General features: G+C 63.5%; 14 protein-coding genes. 5 read left to right on the forward strand and 9 right to left on the reverse strand.

The features are described from left to right. Positions 1 to 14: 14 nt before the first annotated feature. Together SO139_RS11815 and SO139_RS11820 are read right to left on the reverse strand one after the other, a co-directional pair. The gene (locus SO139_RS11815) at positions 15 to 914 is read right to left on the reverse strand and encodes a UPF0280 family protein (RefSeq protein ID WP_449378833.1); all 900 of its coding nucleotides are present in this window, start codon (positions 912 to 914) and stop codon (positions 15 to 17) included. Continuing rightward, the gene (locus SO139_RS11820; protein ID WP_449378834.1) at positions 911 to 2,368 is read right to left on the reverse strand and encodes a 6-hydroxynicotinate reductase; all 1,458 of its coding nucleotides are present in this window, start codon (positions 2,366 to 2,368) and stop codon (positions 911 to 913) included. Before SO139_RS11820 ends, SO139_RS11815 begins: the two co-directional genes overlap by 4 nt. A gap of 247 nt (positions 2,369 to 2,615) precedes the next feature. On the opposite strand from SO139_RS11820, the gene SO139_RS11825 reads away from it, so the two are divergent. Next, entirely contained in the window at positions 2,616 to 3,098 is a 483-nt protein-coding gene (locus SO139_RS11825) for a (2Fe-2S)-binding protein (RefSeq protein WP_449378835.1), read from the forward strand. Next, positions 3,098 to 6,622 carry a molybdopterin cofactor-binding domain-containing protein gene (locus SO139_RS11830; RefSeq protein ID WP_498540076.1) on the forward strand — a complete coding sequence of 1,175 codons (3,525 nt, stop codon included), beginning with the start codon at positions 3,098 to 3,100 and terminating at the stop codon, positions 6,620 to 6,622. Before SO139_RS11825 ends, SO139_RS11830 begins: the two co-directional genes overlap by 1 nt. On the opposite strand, the gene SO139_RS11835 is transcribed toward SO139_RS11830, so the two are convergent. Then, positions 6,619 to 7,587, reverse strand: a complete 969-nt coding sequence (locus SO139_RS11835) for a catechol 2,3-dioxygenase (protein WP_449378837.1) — start codon at positions 7,585 to 7,587, stop codon at positions 6,619 to 6,621. The two genes, SO139_RS11830 and SO139_RS11835, sit on opposite strands and share 4 nt — an antisense overlap. A 438-nt stretch (positions 7,588 to 8,025) precedes the next feature. On the opposite strand from SO139_RS11835, the gene SO139_RS11840 reads away from it, so the two are divergent. Then, on the forward strand, positions 8,026 to 9,765 hold the full coding sequence (locus SO139_RS11840) for an ATP-binding protein (RefSeq protein WP_449378838.1): 1,740 nt from the start codon (positions 8,026 to 8,028) through the stop codon (positions 9,763 to 9,765). 81 nt (positions 9,766 to 9,846) lie between these two features. Here the strand turns inward: SO139_RS11840 and SO139_RS11845 are convergent, their stop codons facing one another. Genes SO139_RS11845 through SO139_RS11870 form a run of 6 tightly spaced genes read right to left on the reverse strand, consistent with a single transcriptional unit; the run spans position 9,847 to position 15,232 of the window. Continuing rightward, on the reverse strand, positions 9,847 to 11,265 hold the full coding sequence (locus SO139_RS11845; RefSeq protein WP_449378839.1) for an MmgE/PrpD family protein: 1,419 nt from the start codon (positions 11,263 to 11,265) through the stop codon (positions 9,847 to 9,849). After that, the gene (locus SO139_RS11850) at positions 11,262 to 12,179 is read right to left on the reverse strand and encodes an aminotransferase class IV (RefSeq protein ID WP_449378840.1); all 918 of its coding nucleotides are present in this window, start codon (positions 12,177 to 12,179) and stop codon (positions 11,262 to 11,264) included. The genes SO139_RS11845 and SO139_RS11850 overlap by 4 nt, the downstream gene beginning before the upstream one ends. A gap of 10 nt (positions 12,180 to 12,189) precedes the next feature. After that, positions 12,190 to 12,972, reverse strand: coding sequence for an amino acid ABC transporter ATP-binding protein (locus SO139_RS11855; RefSeq protein WP_449378841.1), 783 nt, complete (start codon positions 12,970 to 12,972; stop codon positions 12,190 to 12,192). A 4-nt stretch (positions 12,973 to 12,976) separates the two neighbouring features. Then, on the reverse strand, positions 12,977 to 13,645 hold the full coding sequence (locus SO139_RS11860) for an amino acid ABC transporter permease (protein WP_449378842.1): 669 nt from the start codon (positions 13,643 to 13,645) through the stop codon (positions 12,977 to 12,979). Between the two features lies 1 nt (position 13,646). Then, on the reverse strand, positions 13,647 to 14,315 hold the full coding sequence (locus SO139_RS11865) for an amino acid ABC transporter permease (RefSeq protein WP_449378843.1): 669 nt from the start codon (positions 14,313 to 14,315) through the stop codon (positions 13,647 to 13,649). Positions 14,316 to 14,371: 56 nt separating this feature from the next. Then, positions 14,372 to 15,232: a transporter substrate-binding domain-containing protein gene (locus SO139_RS11870; protein ID WP_449378844.1), complete on the reverse strand. Its 861-nt coding sequence runs from the start codon at positions 15,230 to 15,232 to the stop codon at positions 14,372 to 14,374. Between the two features lie 366 nt (positions 15,233 to 15,598). Between SO139_RS11870 and SO139_RS11875 the strand changes: the two genes are divergently transcribed. Together SO139_RS11875 and SO139_RS11880 are read left to right on the forward strand one after the other, a co-directional pair. Beyond that, on the forward strand, positions 15,599 to 16,180 hold the full coding sequence (locus SO139_RS11875; RefSeq protein WP_449378845.1) for a peroxidase-related enzyme: 582 nt from the start codon (positions 15,599 to 15,601) through the stop codon (positions 16,178 to 16,180). Further along, entirely contained in the window at positions 16,180 to 16,680 is a 501-nt protein-coding gene (locus SO139_RS11880; protein WP_449378902.1) for an MgtC/SapB family protein, read from the forward strand. Before SO139_RS11875 ends, SO139_RS11880 begins: the two co-directional genes overlap by 1 nt. Positions 16,681 to 16,709 lie beyond the last annotated feature (29 nt).

Here is a 16,709-nt window from a genome sequence, read left to right on the forward strand (position 1 = left end):
GCTCGCTTCCCTGATCAGGCATGGACCGCGTTCTCCAATAAAGACGGGCGCGATCGTCGCCGCTCAATATCCTTGGTCCCGATGACAAGCATATCACCACATAGCCTGAGCACGGCACCCTCGATCAGTCCACGATCGAACAATTGCCGTGCACATTCTGCGCCAGATTCGAGAGCCTCGCGAATTTCTATCTGCGACAATGCGCCGACGTCGCGACTGACGAGACGCGCGCCGAGGTCGCTGTCGGGCTGGATCTCGTTCGCCGGACGGCGCTTGACCGCCGGATGCCCGGGCAGATCGACGGCATTGGCGATGACGGTTGCTGCCGCATCGGCTTGAGAGGCCGTCGCTGTCAGCACCGTCACCGCGTCGGCAATACCGAGCGAGAAACTGCGCCCATGGCGCCCGCTGGTCGCCACGCCACGGATCGGATCGTCCGCCCCAATCGTGATCGCCTGCATCACGCCGGCGCGGTCGGGGCGGTCCATCAGGCCGATGGCAAAATGCTCGCCTTCGCCGAGATGCAGCGCGATGTCGCCACCATTGTTGACATAGGCTTGGTCGAGCTGCGCCGCGCCAAGCATAGCACCGAGAACTTCTTCCGCCACACTGCCAGCGACTGCGGCCATCGGCGTGATGAAGCAATCGCCTGCGTAGGGAGCAACGGCGGCGTACATGCGCCGCGCGACGACACCTTTCAGGACGCATTGCACCGGCTGCGCCGCTTTGCGTAATTCCGTCAGCTCGGCACAGAGCTCGTCGAGCAGCCCGGTGAAGCGCCGTGCTGCCGCCTCGTAGGCCGCGCGAACCTGATGCTCGGCTCCCCTCGCCTCCACGATCAGATCAATCGGACCATCCTGCAAATGCAGCCGCCGGCCATCAGACAGCAACGCAATTTGCGGAAGCCTCCTCATGCGCGCCGTCCCGGGATCGGGTTCTGCCACGGCACCTGGCGAATATCATCACTCTCCCGGACCTCGGACAGCGGTCGCACATGATCCATGTGGCCCCCGAGCGCGGCATAGTCGGACAGCCTCATCGTGAACTCGATCGGCGCGACAAGAGCCGGCGTCGGCACATAGCCGAACGCACCGGCCGGCATCTGCGTCACATCGACCATGTAGGTGATGCCGCCGCCGGGCCAGACATAAACCGGCGCACCGCCGCTGGTGACGCGCGTCAGAGCATCCTTCACCGAGCGTGTCAGACGCACCGGATTATCGGTAACGCCGGCGCGCAAGGAACCCCCGGCGCCCGCCATGAACAGTACGGTGCACAAGGCCGGCTCACAATTTTCCTGGATGCGCTCGACCGAGAATCGCAGGTCCGCCGGCATCTCGGTCTCGACCGGCTTCAAGGCACCGTCGAGCACATAGTAGGACGCGTGCTCGCCGGTGGTGGAGACCATCAGCATGGTCAGGCCGGGTTTCGCTTCCTTGGCGTCGAAAGGACCGAGGATCGACAGCGGATCGGAGATGTTGGTGCCGCCCCAGCCCGTGCCGGGATCGGCGACCTGGAAATAGCGACCTGGCGTCGAGCGCCGCCCCTTCATCTTGATGCCGGTGTCGGCAATATCGAGCAGCTTGCCGGCCTGATGCTCGCTGAGCACCCCGGTGATGTGATCGTCGACCACGACGACCTCGTCGACCTTGCCGTGCCACTGCTTTGCGAACATGCCGATCGTCGCCGAGCCGCAGCCGACGCGCATGCGCTCTTCCTTCACGCCGTTGACGATCGGCGGCTCTCCCGCCTGCACCACCACCGTCGCGCCACCGTCAATCGTGAACTCAACCGGCTTGCAGTTGGAGAGATCCATCAGCGTGTCGCAGGTGACGCGGCCTTCCTTCTTGGAGCCGCCGGTCAGATGATGCACGCCGCCGAGCGACAGCATCTGCGAGCCGTATTCGCTGGTCGTGACGTGGCCGACCGCCTCGCCCTGCACGCGCACCACCGCGCTTTCCGGGCCGAGGTAGCGGTCGGTGTCGATTTTCACCTTGACGCCGCAATACGAGAAGATGCCTTCGGTCACGACGGTGACCATGTCGACGCCATCGACTTCCGATGAGACGATGAACGGCGCCGGCTTGTAGTCGGGATAGGTCGTGCCCGCACCGATCGCAGTGACGAAGGTCGAGGGTTCATGGACGATCTTGCCGTCCCAATCCTCTGACCGGCTAAACGGCACCAGCTTGCCGCCGTGCGACACCGTGCGCTCGAGGATGATATGTGGATCGACGCGGACGAGCTTGCCGTCGTGGTTGGCGTAGCGGTCGCAGGCACCCGCCGCGCCCGGCTTGATGTAGCACATCACCGGACAGGCATCGCAGCGGATCTTGTCGGAAGCCGCGCTCGTCGCTTCAGTCACCATGTCAAAGCCAACTGATCCAGGGCTTATCATTCGTATACGAACGATGTTGCGCGCGATGCCGGAAGCTGTCAAGCGGCGCCACCGGCAAAACCATGCGGCTGCCGAATAAAACCTCATCTGCCTGCCTGCCCTGTCCACAAAGCGGGCAACCGCGCTGCACTGCGGCATGCGGCGCTTGCACGTTTGTGTACAAACGGTATCGTCGGGCTTCGCAGTTTGACATGCGCGCGCCGCACCGGGACCAGAGATGACGCAGACACTGATCCGCCTCACCGTGAACGGCCGGATCCATAATGTCGCCGCCGCGCCGGAGACGCCGCTCCTGTATGTGCTGCGCAACGACCTCGCGCTCAACGGTCCCAAATATGGTTGCGGCCTCGGCGAATGCGGCACCTGCACTGTCCTGATCGACGACGCCGCGGCGCGTTCCTGCGTCATTCCGATCGGCGGCTGTGTGGGGCGCGACATCGTGACGCTTGAAGGGCTCGGCACGCGCGACAATCCCGACGCCGTGCAGCAGGCCTTCATCGACGAGCAGGCCGCGCAATGCGGCTACTGCCTCAACGGCATGATCATGACCACCAAGGCGCTGCTTGCGATCAATCCACAACCCACCGCGCAGGAGGCGATGGCCGCGCTGCGCTACAATCTCTGCCGCTGCGGCACGCATGTCGAAATCCTCCGCGCCGTGATGCGCGCATCAGGTCAGCTTGCCGAGGCCGGTGATTGATGGCCTCCCCCGTTTCGAATGAAACTGAGCGGCGCTCCGGATCGCTGGTCGTCGCCCGCGCGCTCGCCGACGGCACGTCCGAGACCTTTGTCCGGATCACCGCCGATGGTTCGGTCAGCGCCTATAACGGCCATGTCGATCTCGGCACCGGCATCCGCACAGCGCTCGGCCAGATCGTTGCCGAAGAGCTCGACGTGTCGTTTGCGCGCGTCGTCGTGGTGCTCGGCGATACCGCTGTCGTGCCGAACCAGGGCGCGACGATTGCCAGCGAAACCATTCAGATCACCGCCGTTCCCCTGCGCAAGGCCGCCGCGCAAGCGCGACATTTTCTGATCGCGCGCGCCGCCGAACGGCTGGAGCTTTCGGCTGGGGATCTCAGCATTGAGGACGGGCTGGTTCGCGGCCACAACCGCAGCATCAGCTTTGGAGAGCTGATCGGCGATGAGGTGATCCGTCTCGAGCTTGCCGATGATGTCGCCGTGAAACCCGTCGGCGACTACGCTATCGTCGGCCAGTCCGTGCCGCGCGTCGACCTGCCGGCGAAGGCGACCGGCGAGATGACCTTCGTGCACGACGTCCGTGTGCCCGGCATGTTGCACGGCCGCGTGGTGCGGCCGCCCTATGCCGGCGTCGATGCCGGGCCGTTCGTCGGAACCAGCCTGATCGCGGTGGACGAGTCCTCGGTGCGCGATATTCCCGGCCTCGTCGGCGTCGTGCGCCTCGGCGACTTCGTCGGCGTCGTCGCCGAGCGCGAGGAGAATGCGATTCTGGCCGCAAATCGGCTGAAGGTGAGCTGGAAGCCGACACCCGCGCTACCCGATCTCGCCGACCTCGAGACCGCCCTGCGCGCCAACCCGTCGACGCCGCGCACGCTGATCGACAAGGGCGACGTGAACGCGGCCATCGCCGCTGCCGCCAAGCCAATGCGGCGGACTTACGTCTGGCCCTACCAGATGCACGCGTCGATCGGGCCTTCCTGCGCCGTTGCCGATTTTCAGGAGGGGCGCATCCGGGTCTGGTCCGGAACGCAAAACCCGCACATCCTGCGCACCGACCTTGCCTTGCTGATCGAGCGGCCCGAGACCGAGATCGAGGTGATCCGGCTGGAGGCCGCCGGATGCTACGGCCGCAACTGCGCCGATGACGTCACGGCGGACGCACTGCTGCTCTCGCGCGCAGTCGGTCGGCCCGTGCGCGTGCAGTTGACGCGGGAACAGGAACACGCCTGGGAGCCCAAGGGCACCGCGCAGCTCGTCGACGTCAATGGCGGGTTGGACGCCGACGGCGGCGTCGCCGGTTACGATCTCGCCACGCGCTATCCTTCGAACGCCGCGCCGACGCTTGCGCTGCTTCTCACAGGCCGGATATCGCCCGAGCCCGACGTGCTGCAGATGGGCGACCGCACCGCGATCCCGCCCTACGACTACGAACACATGCGTGTCGTCGCGCACGACATGCCCCCAATCGTGCGCGCCTCCTGGTTGCGCGGCGTCTCGGCGCTGCCGAACAGCTTTGCGCATGAATCCTATATTGACGAGCTCGCGACCGAAGCCGGTATCGATCCGATCGAATATCGCCTGCGCTACCTGAAGGACCAGCGCGCGGTCGATCTCGTCAATGCGGTCGCCGAGCGCGCGGGCTGGACACCACGACCGGTGCGCCAGGACAAGGACGGCGATGTCGTGCATGGGCGCGGCTTTGCTTATGCGCTCTACGTGCACAGCAAGTTCCCCGGCTACGGCGCGGCGTGGTCGGCCTGGATCGCCGATGTCGCGGTCAACAAGACGACCGGCGATGTCAGCGTCACCCGCGTCGTCGCCGGCCAGGATTCCGGATTGATGATCAATCCGGACGGCGTGCGCCACCAGATCCAGGGCAACGTGATCCAGTCGACCAGCCGCGCGCTGATGGAGGAGGTCTCCTTCGAGCGCGGCGCGGTGGCGGCGCGCGAATGGGGCGCCTACCCGATCATCCCCTTCCCCGACGTGCCCAAGATCGACGTGCTAATGTTGCCGCGTCAGGACCAGCCGCCACTCGGCGTCGGCGAATCCGCCTCGGTGCCGAGTGCGGCAGCGATCGCCAATGCGATCTTCGATGCCACAGGCGTGCGCTTCCGCGAGCCGCCATTCACGCCGGAGCGCATCCTCAAAGGCTTGCGTGGCGACACGTCGCCTGAGCCTCAGGCGTTACCTGCGCCGGCAGCCGCCCCGACCGGCTCCTGGACAAACCCGTTCGCGAAGCGCACCGGCATCTTCGCGAGCGTGGCCGCGCTCTGCACGGCCGCCATCGGTATCGGCGCCGCCATGCTACCGGGCCGCGCCATCGCGCCGATCGCGCGGCCCGATGCATCCGTCTATTCGGCTGCGACGATCGCGCGCGGCGCAGAGCTCGCCGCGCTCGGCAATTGCGCGGAGTGTCACACGACCGCGGGCGGCGCGCTGAACGCCGGCGGGCGCGCGCTGGAAACGCGGTTTGGCACCATCTACAGCACCAACATCACGCCGGACGCCGCGACCGGTATCGGCGCCTGGTCCTACCCGGCCTTCGAGCGCGCGATGCGCGAGGGACTGCATCGCGACGGCCGACAGCTCTATCCCGCATTCCCCTACACGCATTTTGCGAAGACAAGCGACGCAGACATGCAGGCGCTGTACGCGCACCTGATGGCGCAGCCCGCGGTGCGGGCGACCACACCGAACAACGCGCTCTCTTTCCCGTTCAATCTTCGGCCGTTGCTGGCTGGCTGGAATGCGTTGTTCCATCGAACCACCACGCTCAAGCCCGACCCGATCAAGTCCGAGCAGTGGAATCGCGGCGCCTATCTCGTCGAAGGCCTCGGCCATTGCAGCGCCTGCCATTCGCCGCGCAATGCGCTCGGTGCCGAGCAGCAGAGCGCCTATCTCGCCGGCGGCTTTGCCGAGGGCTGGGAGGCGCCGGCGCTGACGTCGCTCTCGCTGGCACCGATTCCCTGGAGCGAGGACGAGCTTTACGCCTATTTGCGCACCGGCCATTCGCGTTTCCACGGCGTGGCGGCCGGGCCGATGGCGCCCATCGTGCGGGATCTCGCCGCCCTGCCCGATCAGGACATCCGCGCAATGGCGATCTATCTCGGCTCGTTCAACGACACCGCGATCGACCGGCAGGCGCAGGACGCGCTTGCCGCCAAGCTCGAGAACGCGACGCAAGTCACCGTCGCCGCCTCGACCGGCGCGCGGCTCTATCAGGGCGCGTGCGCCGTCTGCCACGAGGTCGGCGGTCTGCCGCTGTTCGGCAGCCGGCCGTCACTGTCGCTCAACAGCAATCTCCACAGCGCGAAACCGGACAATCTCGTGCAGGTGATCCTGCACGGCATCATCGAGCCAGCGTCCAGCGACCTCGGCTATATGCCCGCGTTCAAGCACAGCATGAGCGACGCGCAGGTCGAGGAGCTCGTTGCGTTCCTGCGCAAGCAATTTGCGCCGGACAAGCCGGCGTGGACTGGCATCCGCGAGACGATTACGCGCGTGAAGGCCTCTGCGAACTAGCCGTGCTTCTTCGTCTCCACCGGCGGCGTGCCGTGGGTGTGGAAGGACTCGATCGTCTTCAGTCCCCAGGCCTGACCTTTCTTGCGCTCCTCTTCCGTCCACACGATCGGCTTCCAGTCGGGTGCGAGGATTAGCCGTGCGCCGGCGTTGGCGACTTCGACGCGGTTGCCGCCGGGTTCGTAGACGTAGAGAAAGAAGGTCTGCTGGATCGCATGCTTGTGCGGGCCGGTCTCGATGTAGACGCCGTTCTCCAGGAAGATGTCGGCAGCGCGAAGGATCTCCTCGCGGCTGTCGAGCGCGTAGGTGACATGGTGGAAGCGGCCGGGCACGCCGGAATGGTCGAGCGAATAGGCGAAATCGTAGCTCTTGTTCGACATCGTCAGCCACATCGCGGCTTCCCGGCCGTCGTTGAGCACGATCTGCTCGGTGAGGCGGCAGCCGAGATAGTTCTCGAAGAACTCGCGGTTGGCCTTGATATCGGCCGCGAGGCAGTTGAGATGGTCGAGGCGGCGCACGTTGGCACCGCGCGCGGGAAAACGCTGCGCCTGGTTCTTCAGAGCGGGCTTCAGCTCGGGCGGAGCCTGATACCACTCGGTCTCGTAGTAGAGCTCGACGATATGGCCGTCAGGATCGCGGCAGCGGAAGGTCGGCCCCTGCCCCATGTCGCCGTCGATCCAGCCGATGTCGAAGCCGGACCCCTTGAGCGCTGCGACGCGCCGCTCCAGCGCCTGCTGACTGCGTGCGCGCAGCGCCATGTGGCCCATGCCCGAGGTTTTCGACGCCGTGAGTTTTAGCGAATAGCGCTCATAGTCATCCCAACCGCGCAAGTAAACGGACTCACCCTTCTGCCCGCTGACCGTCATGCCCATGACGTCGACGAAGAATTTCAGACTCTCGTCCGGCTTCGGCGTCAACAGCTCCATGTGGCCGAGATGGGCGAGATCGAGGATCGGTTCTGGCTGCATCATTTCCTCCATGGCATGACGGGTGATCGGCTTCACGGATCCCGGAATTTCGACGCGCGCTCGCGGGCGCAACGGCGGACCCTGTATGCGCCCAGGCCGGCCCTGGATCATTTGTACTAATGTACAAATGATTAGGTCTCGTCAACAAATAGAAATCCCCTCGTCCCGCACCGGGCTGCGCCGGTCCGCGTCGCTTTCGGATCCCGACCACGCCGGGTGGTTTTCCGAATGGTAAATTTCTCCTTACGCGCCGACGGCCGGCCGGCCCAGAAAACGGCATTGTCCTACCGATTTTCGCGGCAAGTAGGCACTTCGAACAAATCTCCCAACCGAATTGTCACAGATTTAACAAAGCGGCGGCGCCTCGCATTTAACCGTTTGTGCAGTGACCGCCGCGCATAGTTGGAACAAATCCTCGTTGTTGCCAGGTTCATCATCGTGACATCTTTTGGACGCGTGATTTCGGTACGCGGATCGCTTGCGCGGGTCGGGCTTTTGGCGGAAAGCCGGATGCCGATCTCGGAAGTGCGTGCCACTGTCGGCCGCTTCGTCAGCATCCGCTGCGCCAGCTCGGTCATCGTGGCCATGATCACCGAGGTTTCCTGCGAGAACCTCTCGACCGGGGACACTTACATTGCCATCGCCTCCGTCGACCTGCTCGGCGAGATCCTCAATGCCAGCGACAAGGCCAAGTTCCAGCGCGGCGTCACCAACTATCCGACCATCGGCGATGCGGTCGACCTGATCACCAGCCAGGAGCTGCGCACGATCTATGCGCCGACGGGCGCGGACCAGATCAATGTCGGTTTCCTGCAACAGGACCGTTCCGTCGTCGCTTATGTCGACGTCGAGGAAATGCTTTCCAAGCATTTTGCGGTGCTCGGCTCGACCGGCGTCGGCAAATCGACCGGCGTGTCGCTGCTGCTCAACGAAATCCTGAAAGCGCGCCCGAACCTGCGCGTCTTCCTGCTCGACGTCCACAACGAATATGGTCGCTGCTTCGGCGACCGTTCCCTGGTGCTCAACCCGCGGAACCTGAAGCTGCCGTTCTGGCTGTTCAATTTCGAGGAAATCGTCGACGTGCTGTTCGGCGGCCGGCCTGGCGTGCCCGAAGAGCTCGACATCCTCGCCGAAGTCATCCCGATCGCCAAGGGTGTCTACACGCAGTATCAGAACTCCGACCGCCTCGGCCTCAAGCGCATCGATCCCAAGCAGGTCGGCTTCACCGTCGACACGCCGGTGCCCTACCGGCTGGTCGATCTGATCTCGCTGATCGACGAGCGCATGGGCAAGCTCGAAAACCGCTCCTCGCGCATCATCTATCACAAGCTGATCTCGCGCATCGAGGCGGTGCGCAACGATCCGCGCTACGCCTTCATGTTCGACAATGCCAATGTCGGCGGTGACACCATGGCGGAGGTGATCAGCCACCTATTCCGTCTGCCGGCCAACGGCAAGCCGATGACGGTGATGCAGCTTGCCGGCTTTCCAGTCGAGGTGATCGACTCCGTCGTCTCGGTGCTCTGCCGCATGGCCTTCGATTTCGGCCTGTGGAGCGACGGCGTCTCGCCGCTGCTGTTCGTCTGCGAAGAGGCGCACCGCTATGCGTCCGCCGATCGCAACGTCGGTTTCGGGCCGACCCGCAAGGCGGTGTCGCGCATCGCCAAGGAAGGCCGCAAATACGGCGTCTATCTCGGTCTCATCACCCAACGTCCAGCCGAACTCGACGCCACCATCATCTCTCAGTGCAACACGCTGTTCACGATGCGCCTGGCCAACGACCGCGACCAGGCGCTGCTCCGCGCCGCGGTGTCGGATGCGGCCGCGAACCTGCTCTCTTTCGTGCCTTCGCTCGGCACCCGTGAGGTCCTGGCGTTCGGCGAAGGCGTGGCACTGCCGACGCGACTGCGCTTCAAGGAGGTGCCGCCGCATCAATTGCCGCGCGGCGAAGCGACCATCAGCAGCGTTCCCTCGGTCACGGCCGGACACGACATGCATTTCGTCAGCGCTGTGCTCGAGCGCTGGCGCGGGGCCACCTCTCAGCGCGACGTGCCTAACGATCCCGTGTTCTCGGCGCCGCCTGCGAAGACGCTCTCCAGCATCGACGCCCCGATGCTCCAGCCGTCGATGGGGCTCGACCCCGACCGCTTCTCCCTGCTGAAGAAGCCGCTGCGGTAAGCTGGACTCCGCAACCCGTCTCGGCCGAACTTGCCGGATGCCGGCACGGCGCTGCGTCTTTTCGTGGCGACGATATGCGTTTCACGGTGTCGCAGGGAGAACTGCCAGCCGAAGCACGTCCGTGACATCGGATACGGCTTCCAATATGTCGACACGGGACCAAATCTCCTCGGCAGCGTTTTGTCCAATGACGGGCGTCGCATTGTCCATGAACTTGCTCCGGATGACCTCCTCGGAGGCCGGCCGTTCGACACTGCCGAGCGCGAATTCAATGAGGGGCGACGCATATGACTTCCCCTCGCTCGTGACCGTGACGCGGCCAGCCGGCCGGCGCCGCTCGCCGCTCATCAAGTCATTGATCGCCGGATCGACTTCCGCGCGAACTCGCCCGGCCAGTTCAAGCAGATCGGTTCGCTCCAAGGTCTCGCGGGCATACCAGTTGGAAGCGGGATGAATCCCAAGAAGCAGAGCCGCGAAGGCGTAAGGGAAGCTGAACTGCGCATCCACCATCGTCGCCGGTGCAGGATCCATGAAATCCCGACAAAGACCAATCGATGTATGAATGACAACATGGTCGATATCGCTGGGGCCGAGCGAGTTGTCCCTGATCAGTTGCTCCAAGGCTTCCATGGCGGTGTGCATCCACCGGCACACCGGATAGGTCTTGAAGGTACTGCCGAGGATAGCCCATTCGTGGGCCAGGCCGGCCGTGAGCGCCTCCTCCTCGAAGCAATCAGAGCCCAGCATCCGCCATAGCCCGGTCGGGCCGTCCAGCACGCTTTTCGATCCGACGATGCCGCATCCATGCATTTGCACGGCACGGACGCCCGCCTCCGCCGCGGGCGCATTGAAGTCCTTGAGCGAAATCAGCGGGCGCTCAGCGAAGTTGTACTTCCGCAGACTCGGCACATTGGAAAGCGTGGCGGCGAGCCCCACGGCGTTGTTCATTTCGTCAGCGTCAAGCTGCGAGAGCTTGCCGAATGCGATGCAGGCGGACACCGTCTGGTGCTGGCAGACGCCGTAGACTTCGCGAAAGCGCTCGATCGTCGGCTGAATTGAACGGATGAGCCGATTGTTGATCTCGTAAGCGGCGACGACCGCCGTGAGAAACTCGCTGCCGCTGACACGGTTCACGAACGATCCGCTCGTGGCGGCGGCAATGATCGTGGCGCCGGGGTGCCCCATGCCCTTTCCGGCAATTTCATAGCCGTCATCGTAATCAAGAGCATTCATGCATGCTGAGTTGCCAAAGGCGGCAGCGGCCGGGCCCAATTGCATACCCGCCCCGAAGACAGGTACGCTCCCGTGGGCGTGTTCCAGCCGGAGGTATTGCAGGAGCTGTCGCGCAAGCGACGTTCCCGCGCCCGCGAGGCCGCAGCCGAGGGTGTCGAGGACATGAAGTTTGGCCTTCTTGCGAACCTCGGCGGGTATGTCTTCGATCCGAAGCTGCGCCGCAAACCGGCAAACCTGCGCTGTCAGAGTTGACGCCGCCTCGTTCATTTCGAGGCGCCGTAGAATCGTTCCTCGTAGGCACGTGCGAGGGCAAGCGTCACGGGACCCGGCAGCCCATCGCCGATCCGACGTCCATCCACCGAACGCACCGGCGTCACGCCGCCGAACGTGCCGGTCACGAACGCCTCATCAGCCCCGTAGACCTCTGCCAGGGTGAAGTCCAGCTCACGACACTCGAGACCGAGGCCGGCACAGCTCTCGATGATCTTGGCCCTCGTGATTCCCTTGAAGCAAAAGCGTCCCGTGGATGTTTCGACCCGGCCATCGCGGACAATGAAGAAGTTGGTGGAGTTGCAGCTCGACACGAAGCCCGACGGATCCAGCATCAGCGCCTCGTGGGCACCGCAGCTGATGGCCTGAAGCAGGGCCTGAATCAGATTCAGGCGGCTGTGCGAGTTCAGCCGCAGGTCGAAGACATCCGGACTGCTGCATCGGAAAGTGGAGGTTGCGATCTTCATTCCGGAAGCCTTGATTTCCGGATCCGGCAGCTTGTACTCGGCCGTGATCGCGACGGTCGCCTTGCCGAGAGCGTTCCTCGGGTCCTGGTGGACGGTTCTCTTTTCCCCACGCGTGACCATCAGGCGGAGATGCGCTCCATCCTCCATTCCATTGGCGGATACAGTCTCCTCCAGAGCGGCTCGCATCTGGGCGACGGTCATGCCGATGTCGATCGCGATCGTCTGGGCCCCCTGGTAGAGCCGCTTCAGATGCTCGTCCACCAGGACGAGGTTGCCGCGACTGAGGCGAATGCCTTCCCAGACACCGTCTCCCAGGCCAAAGCCGGCATCGAAAATCGAGACCAAGGCCTCTGATCTGGGAACCAGCCTGCCGTTGAGCCAGATCAACACGTGCGCGTTGCGTGGGTCTTCCACTGGCGTCTGAGCGCCCTTGCTCTCGATCATCGGACCATGCCTAGAAGCTGAATTCGGTGAAGCGGTTGAGGAAGGCTTTGGTGCGTTCTTTCTGGGGTGTCTTGAGCACCTGCTCGGGCGCCCCTTCCTCGTGGATGCGCCCCTCATGAAGGAAGAGTACGCGCGTCGCGAAATGATAGGCAAAGCCAAGCTCGTGCGTGACGAGCAGCATCGTGCGGCCTTCCTTGGAGAGACCAAGGATGACTTGCAGCACCTCGCCGACCAACTCCGGATCGAGCGAAGACGTGGGTTCGTCAAAAAGCAGTATCTCGGGATCCATCGCGAGCGCTCGCGCGATGGCGACGCGCTGCTGCTGCCCACCCGAGAGCCGAGCCGGAAACTGGTCGGCCTTTTCGGCAAGCCCCACCCTGGCGAGGTAGTGGCGCGCTCTGGCGGCCGCCTCCGATTTGGATTTACCGAGCACCGAGAGGGGCCCCTCCATCACGTTTTCAAGCGCGGATTTGTGCGGGAACAGGTTGAACTGCTGGAAGATCATTCCGATCCGGGTGCGCAGCCGACACAGTTCGGCTTCGCTATAGCGGATTGCGCCTGATCCGTTCTTGCCGGTCGCTTGTCCGATTGCCTTGCCGTCGAGCCAGATGCGGCCATCAGAAGGCGTCTCCATGAAATTGATACAGCGGAGGAAGGTGCTCTTACCGGACCCGCTCGAGCCAAGAATGGCGATGCGTTCGCCGGGCTTCACCGCCAGGTCGATGCCGCGCAGCACGTGATTATCACCGAAGCTCTTGTTGAGGTTCTCGACCCGCAGAATGTCGTTGTCCATAGGATCAGGCTCCCCTGGCATTCAGCCGGCGCTCGAGCAGGTATGCTGCAAGCGTGCCGGGATAGATCAGGACGAAGTAGATGATCGCCACGACCGTAAAAGTTTCGAGCGGCAGGAATGTCTGCGTGCTCAGGGACCGGGCCTGATACATCAGCTCATTGACCGTGATGACGGAGGCGATCGAGGTCATCTTGGCGAGCTCGACACCACGGTTTGTGAATGCGGGAATCATCCGCCGCAGCGCCTGCGGGAGAATGATCCGCTGCATGACTTTCCAATACGGCATGCCGAGGGCACGTCCCGCTTCCCATTGTCCTCGGAAAATCGATTGCAGGCCGCCACGATAGATCTCTGCACAATAGGCGGACGTGTTCAGGCAGAGTCCCAGGCTTGCGGCGACGAACGGTGTGGTCTGGAGGCCCGTCAGCACCGGAAACGCGTAGTAGAACCATACCAGTTGGACCAGGACGGGCGTGTTCCGGAACACCTCGATGTAGAGCGAGGCCGGCCAATTGATCCATTTGCGCTGAGAGCTTCTGGCGATTCCGAGGAATAGTCCGACGATCAGTGAGAACGTGAAGGCTATTGCCCAGAGTGCGAAGGTCAGGCCGATGCCGCGCAACAGCAGGTCGGTGTTGGCGAAGATTTCGGCGAACTGGAATTCGTAGCTCATGTCAGTCGCCGTTTCCGTGCAGGCGGGCTTCGACCCGACGCATGACGAGGCTTGCGGCCAGGAGAACGGTAAAGAAGATGGCCGCCACCGCCGTATAGGTTTCTAGCGGCCGGAAACTCTGGGAGGCGACCGTCATCGCCCGGTAGAGCAGCTCTCCGTAAGCGACCGTCGCTGCAAGCGCCGTCGTCTTGACCAACTCGAAGGACCGCTCCATCAGAGGCGGCACCATCCTGCGCATGGCCTGGGGCAGGATGATCCGCCACATGAGCTGAGTGTAGTTCATGCCAAGGGCGCGCGCAGCTTCCCACTGGCCCTTTTCGATTGAAACGATGCCGCCCCGGAAAACCTCGGCGAAAAACGCACCTGATTGGACTGACAGCGCCAGCAGGGCTGCCGAAAAGGGGCTGAGGCTTACGCCGGTGACGATGGGCAAGCCGTAAAAATACCAGAAGAAATGAACGAGCGGAGGTGTGTTCCTGTAGAACTCGATGATCGCCGTGGCCGCAAGCGACAGCGCCCGGGACTTCGCCAGGCGCATGAGTCCGAGAACGAGGCCGATCGCCATGCCGAGAACAATGGCGCATGCTGACAGCCAGAGAGTATTCAGCAGGCCACCGAGAAGGAAGCCTGCGTTGTTCCAGACGGGGCTGAAGTCCCAGGTATATCGCACGACAGCTACTTCCGCACTTGCGGCCAGCGGGAAAACGCAGTGTTACGACAGGACTATCATTTCCATAGTTCGCGAACGATCGCGGGAGCTTTCGAAACGTCGATGCTCCGGAACTTCAGGTAGTCCTCGTAGATCCGCTGGGTCTCACCGGTCGCATAGTAGTAGGCGAGCGACAGCCCGAGCCAGTCGCGCCAGGTCTTGTCGGTATCGCGACGAACACCCGCGCTCGTGCTCGAGGCGCGAATGGGCTCAGGCAGGACGACTGTGCCCTTCTTGACGCGCGCCTGAAGCATCACAAGCGCGGGATGAAAGAGCGAAATCGCATCGACGCGACCGGCCTGGAAGGCAGCCGCAGTTTCATCGCCCGACGGGAAGCGCTCGATCTGCGCGTTGGGAAGTCTCGTCGTGATATCACGATCGGGCGAGGTGCCGAGGACGACGCCTATCCTGACCTCCGGCTTGTTGAATTCGGCCCATGACTTCGCCGTGAGGCCGTCGCGGACCAACAGGCCCTGCGCATACCAGAACATCGGCTCGACCGGGAAGTCGATGGCCAGTGCCCGTTGTGGCGTGGCGTCGAGCACGAACATGACGTCGAATTGCCCTGCTTGAAGGCCGGCAACCGCGTTTCCCCATGTAGTCTCGACCGGAACGGGCTTCACGCCGAGATCGCGCGCAAGAGCGACGCCAACGCCCCAGCCGATCCCGTACCATTCATTCGACCGCGCATCCTTGTAGAACCACGGTTCGCCTTGCGCGACGCCTATCTTGAGTTCTCCGCTGTCGCGAATGCGCTGAAGAGTGTTGGTCGACGACTGCGCCTGCGCGCCCGTGCCTGATGCGGCGACGGTGACTGCCGCGACGCCCACGGCGCCCAGGCTCAAAAGGTTGCGGCGGGATGTAGAAGGCTGGGTCATGCGCTTTCCCTCTTCTGGATCGATTGAATTGCGGATTTTGGGGAGGCCCTTGCCAGGCGCCGGCATCCCTCCGAGAGGCATGACCGTGGGCTCGTAGAATTCGGTGTGTAATACGATTTCACCCGATAATACCAGAAGAACTTCTTCTTCCTCGTGTGTGATGAGCTTGCCGAAATCTCTGACTTCGCTAGCCTTGATCATCGCCTTCAGCGGAATCATTTTTTCCCCGATGAGATCGGTGCAGAGCATCTGATAGTCGTAATTCTTCGTTCTGAGGACTTTCCTTGCCCGTCGGGGATAGTCCGGACGTTGAGCACGGCACCCGCCTCGACTATGGTTGCGACCCCAATCCGGAAAACCATGCCGATGACCAAACCCTCCGAAAATCGTTTCCCCACTCCGGCCCTCGACGCGCTGCCGGAGGACATCCGCACGCGCCTCCTTGCCGTGCAGGAGAAAAGCGGCTTCGTGCCGAACGTGTTCCTGACGCTGGCCTACCGGCCCGACGAGTTTCGCGCCTTCTTCGCCTATCACGACGCGCTGATGGAGAAAGACTCCGACCTCACCAAGGCCGAGCGCGAGATGATCGTGGTTGCAACCTCGGCGGCCAACCAGTGCCAGTATTGCGTGATCGCGCACGGCGCGATCCTGCGCATCCGCGCCAAGAATCCGCTCATCGCCGACCAGGTCGCGGTGAACTACCACAAGGCCGACATCACGCCGCGGCAGAAAGCGATGCTCGATTTCGCAATGAAGGTCTCGGCCGACGCACAGCGGATTTCGGAGGAGGATTTCGCCGCGCTTGGCCCCCACGGTTTCAGCGACGACGACATCTGGGACATCGCTGCGATCGCAGCGTTTTTCGCGATGTCGAACCGGCTCGCGAACTTCACGGGCATGCGACCGAACGACGAGTTTTACCTGATGGGGCGCCTGCCGAAACAATGATCGCGCCGCTCGACTGGCCCGAGATCATGCTGCGGCTTGGCACCGCCACGCTCGCAGGCTGCGCCATCGGCTTGAACCGCGATCTGCAGGGCAAGCCGATCGGGTTGAAGACGCTCGGCATCGTCGGTCTGTCGACTGCGACTGTCGTGTTGCTCGCGGTCCAGTTCGCCGAGCCCGGGAAGATCTCAGACGCGACCAGTCGCGTCATCCAGGGCATCCTCACCGGCATCGGCTTTCTCGGCGCCGGCGTCATCGTCCACGAAAGTGAGCATTTTCGCGTGCGCGGCCTCACCAGCGCCGCCTGCACTTTCCTCGCGGCCTGCCTCGGGATTGCCTGCGGCGCCGGAGAGTGGCTGATCATCGGCACGGCGTTCGCCCTGGCCTTCCTGATCCTCACGGTGGGCAACCGCACCGAGCGCTGGCTGCACCGCGCGCTCGGCGGCGAGAAGGAGCCGCATGATGTCGAGACAACGGCGAGACGAGACACGCGGGAGCGCTAGTCCCTGCGCATCACTCTACCAATCAAACA

This window comes from Bradyrhizobium sp. UFLA05-89, from assembly GCF_059803475.1.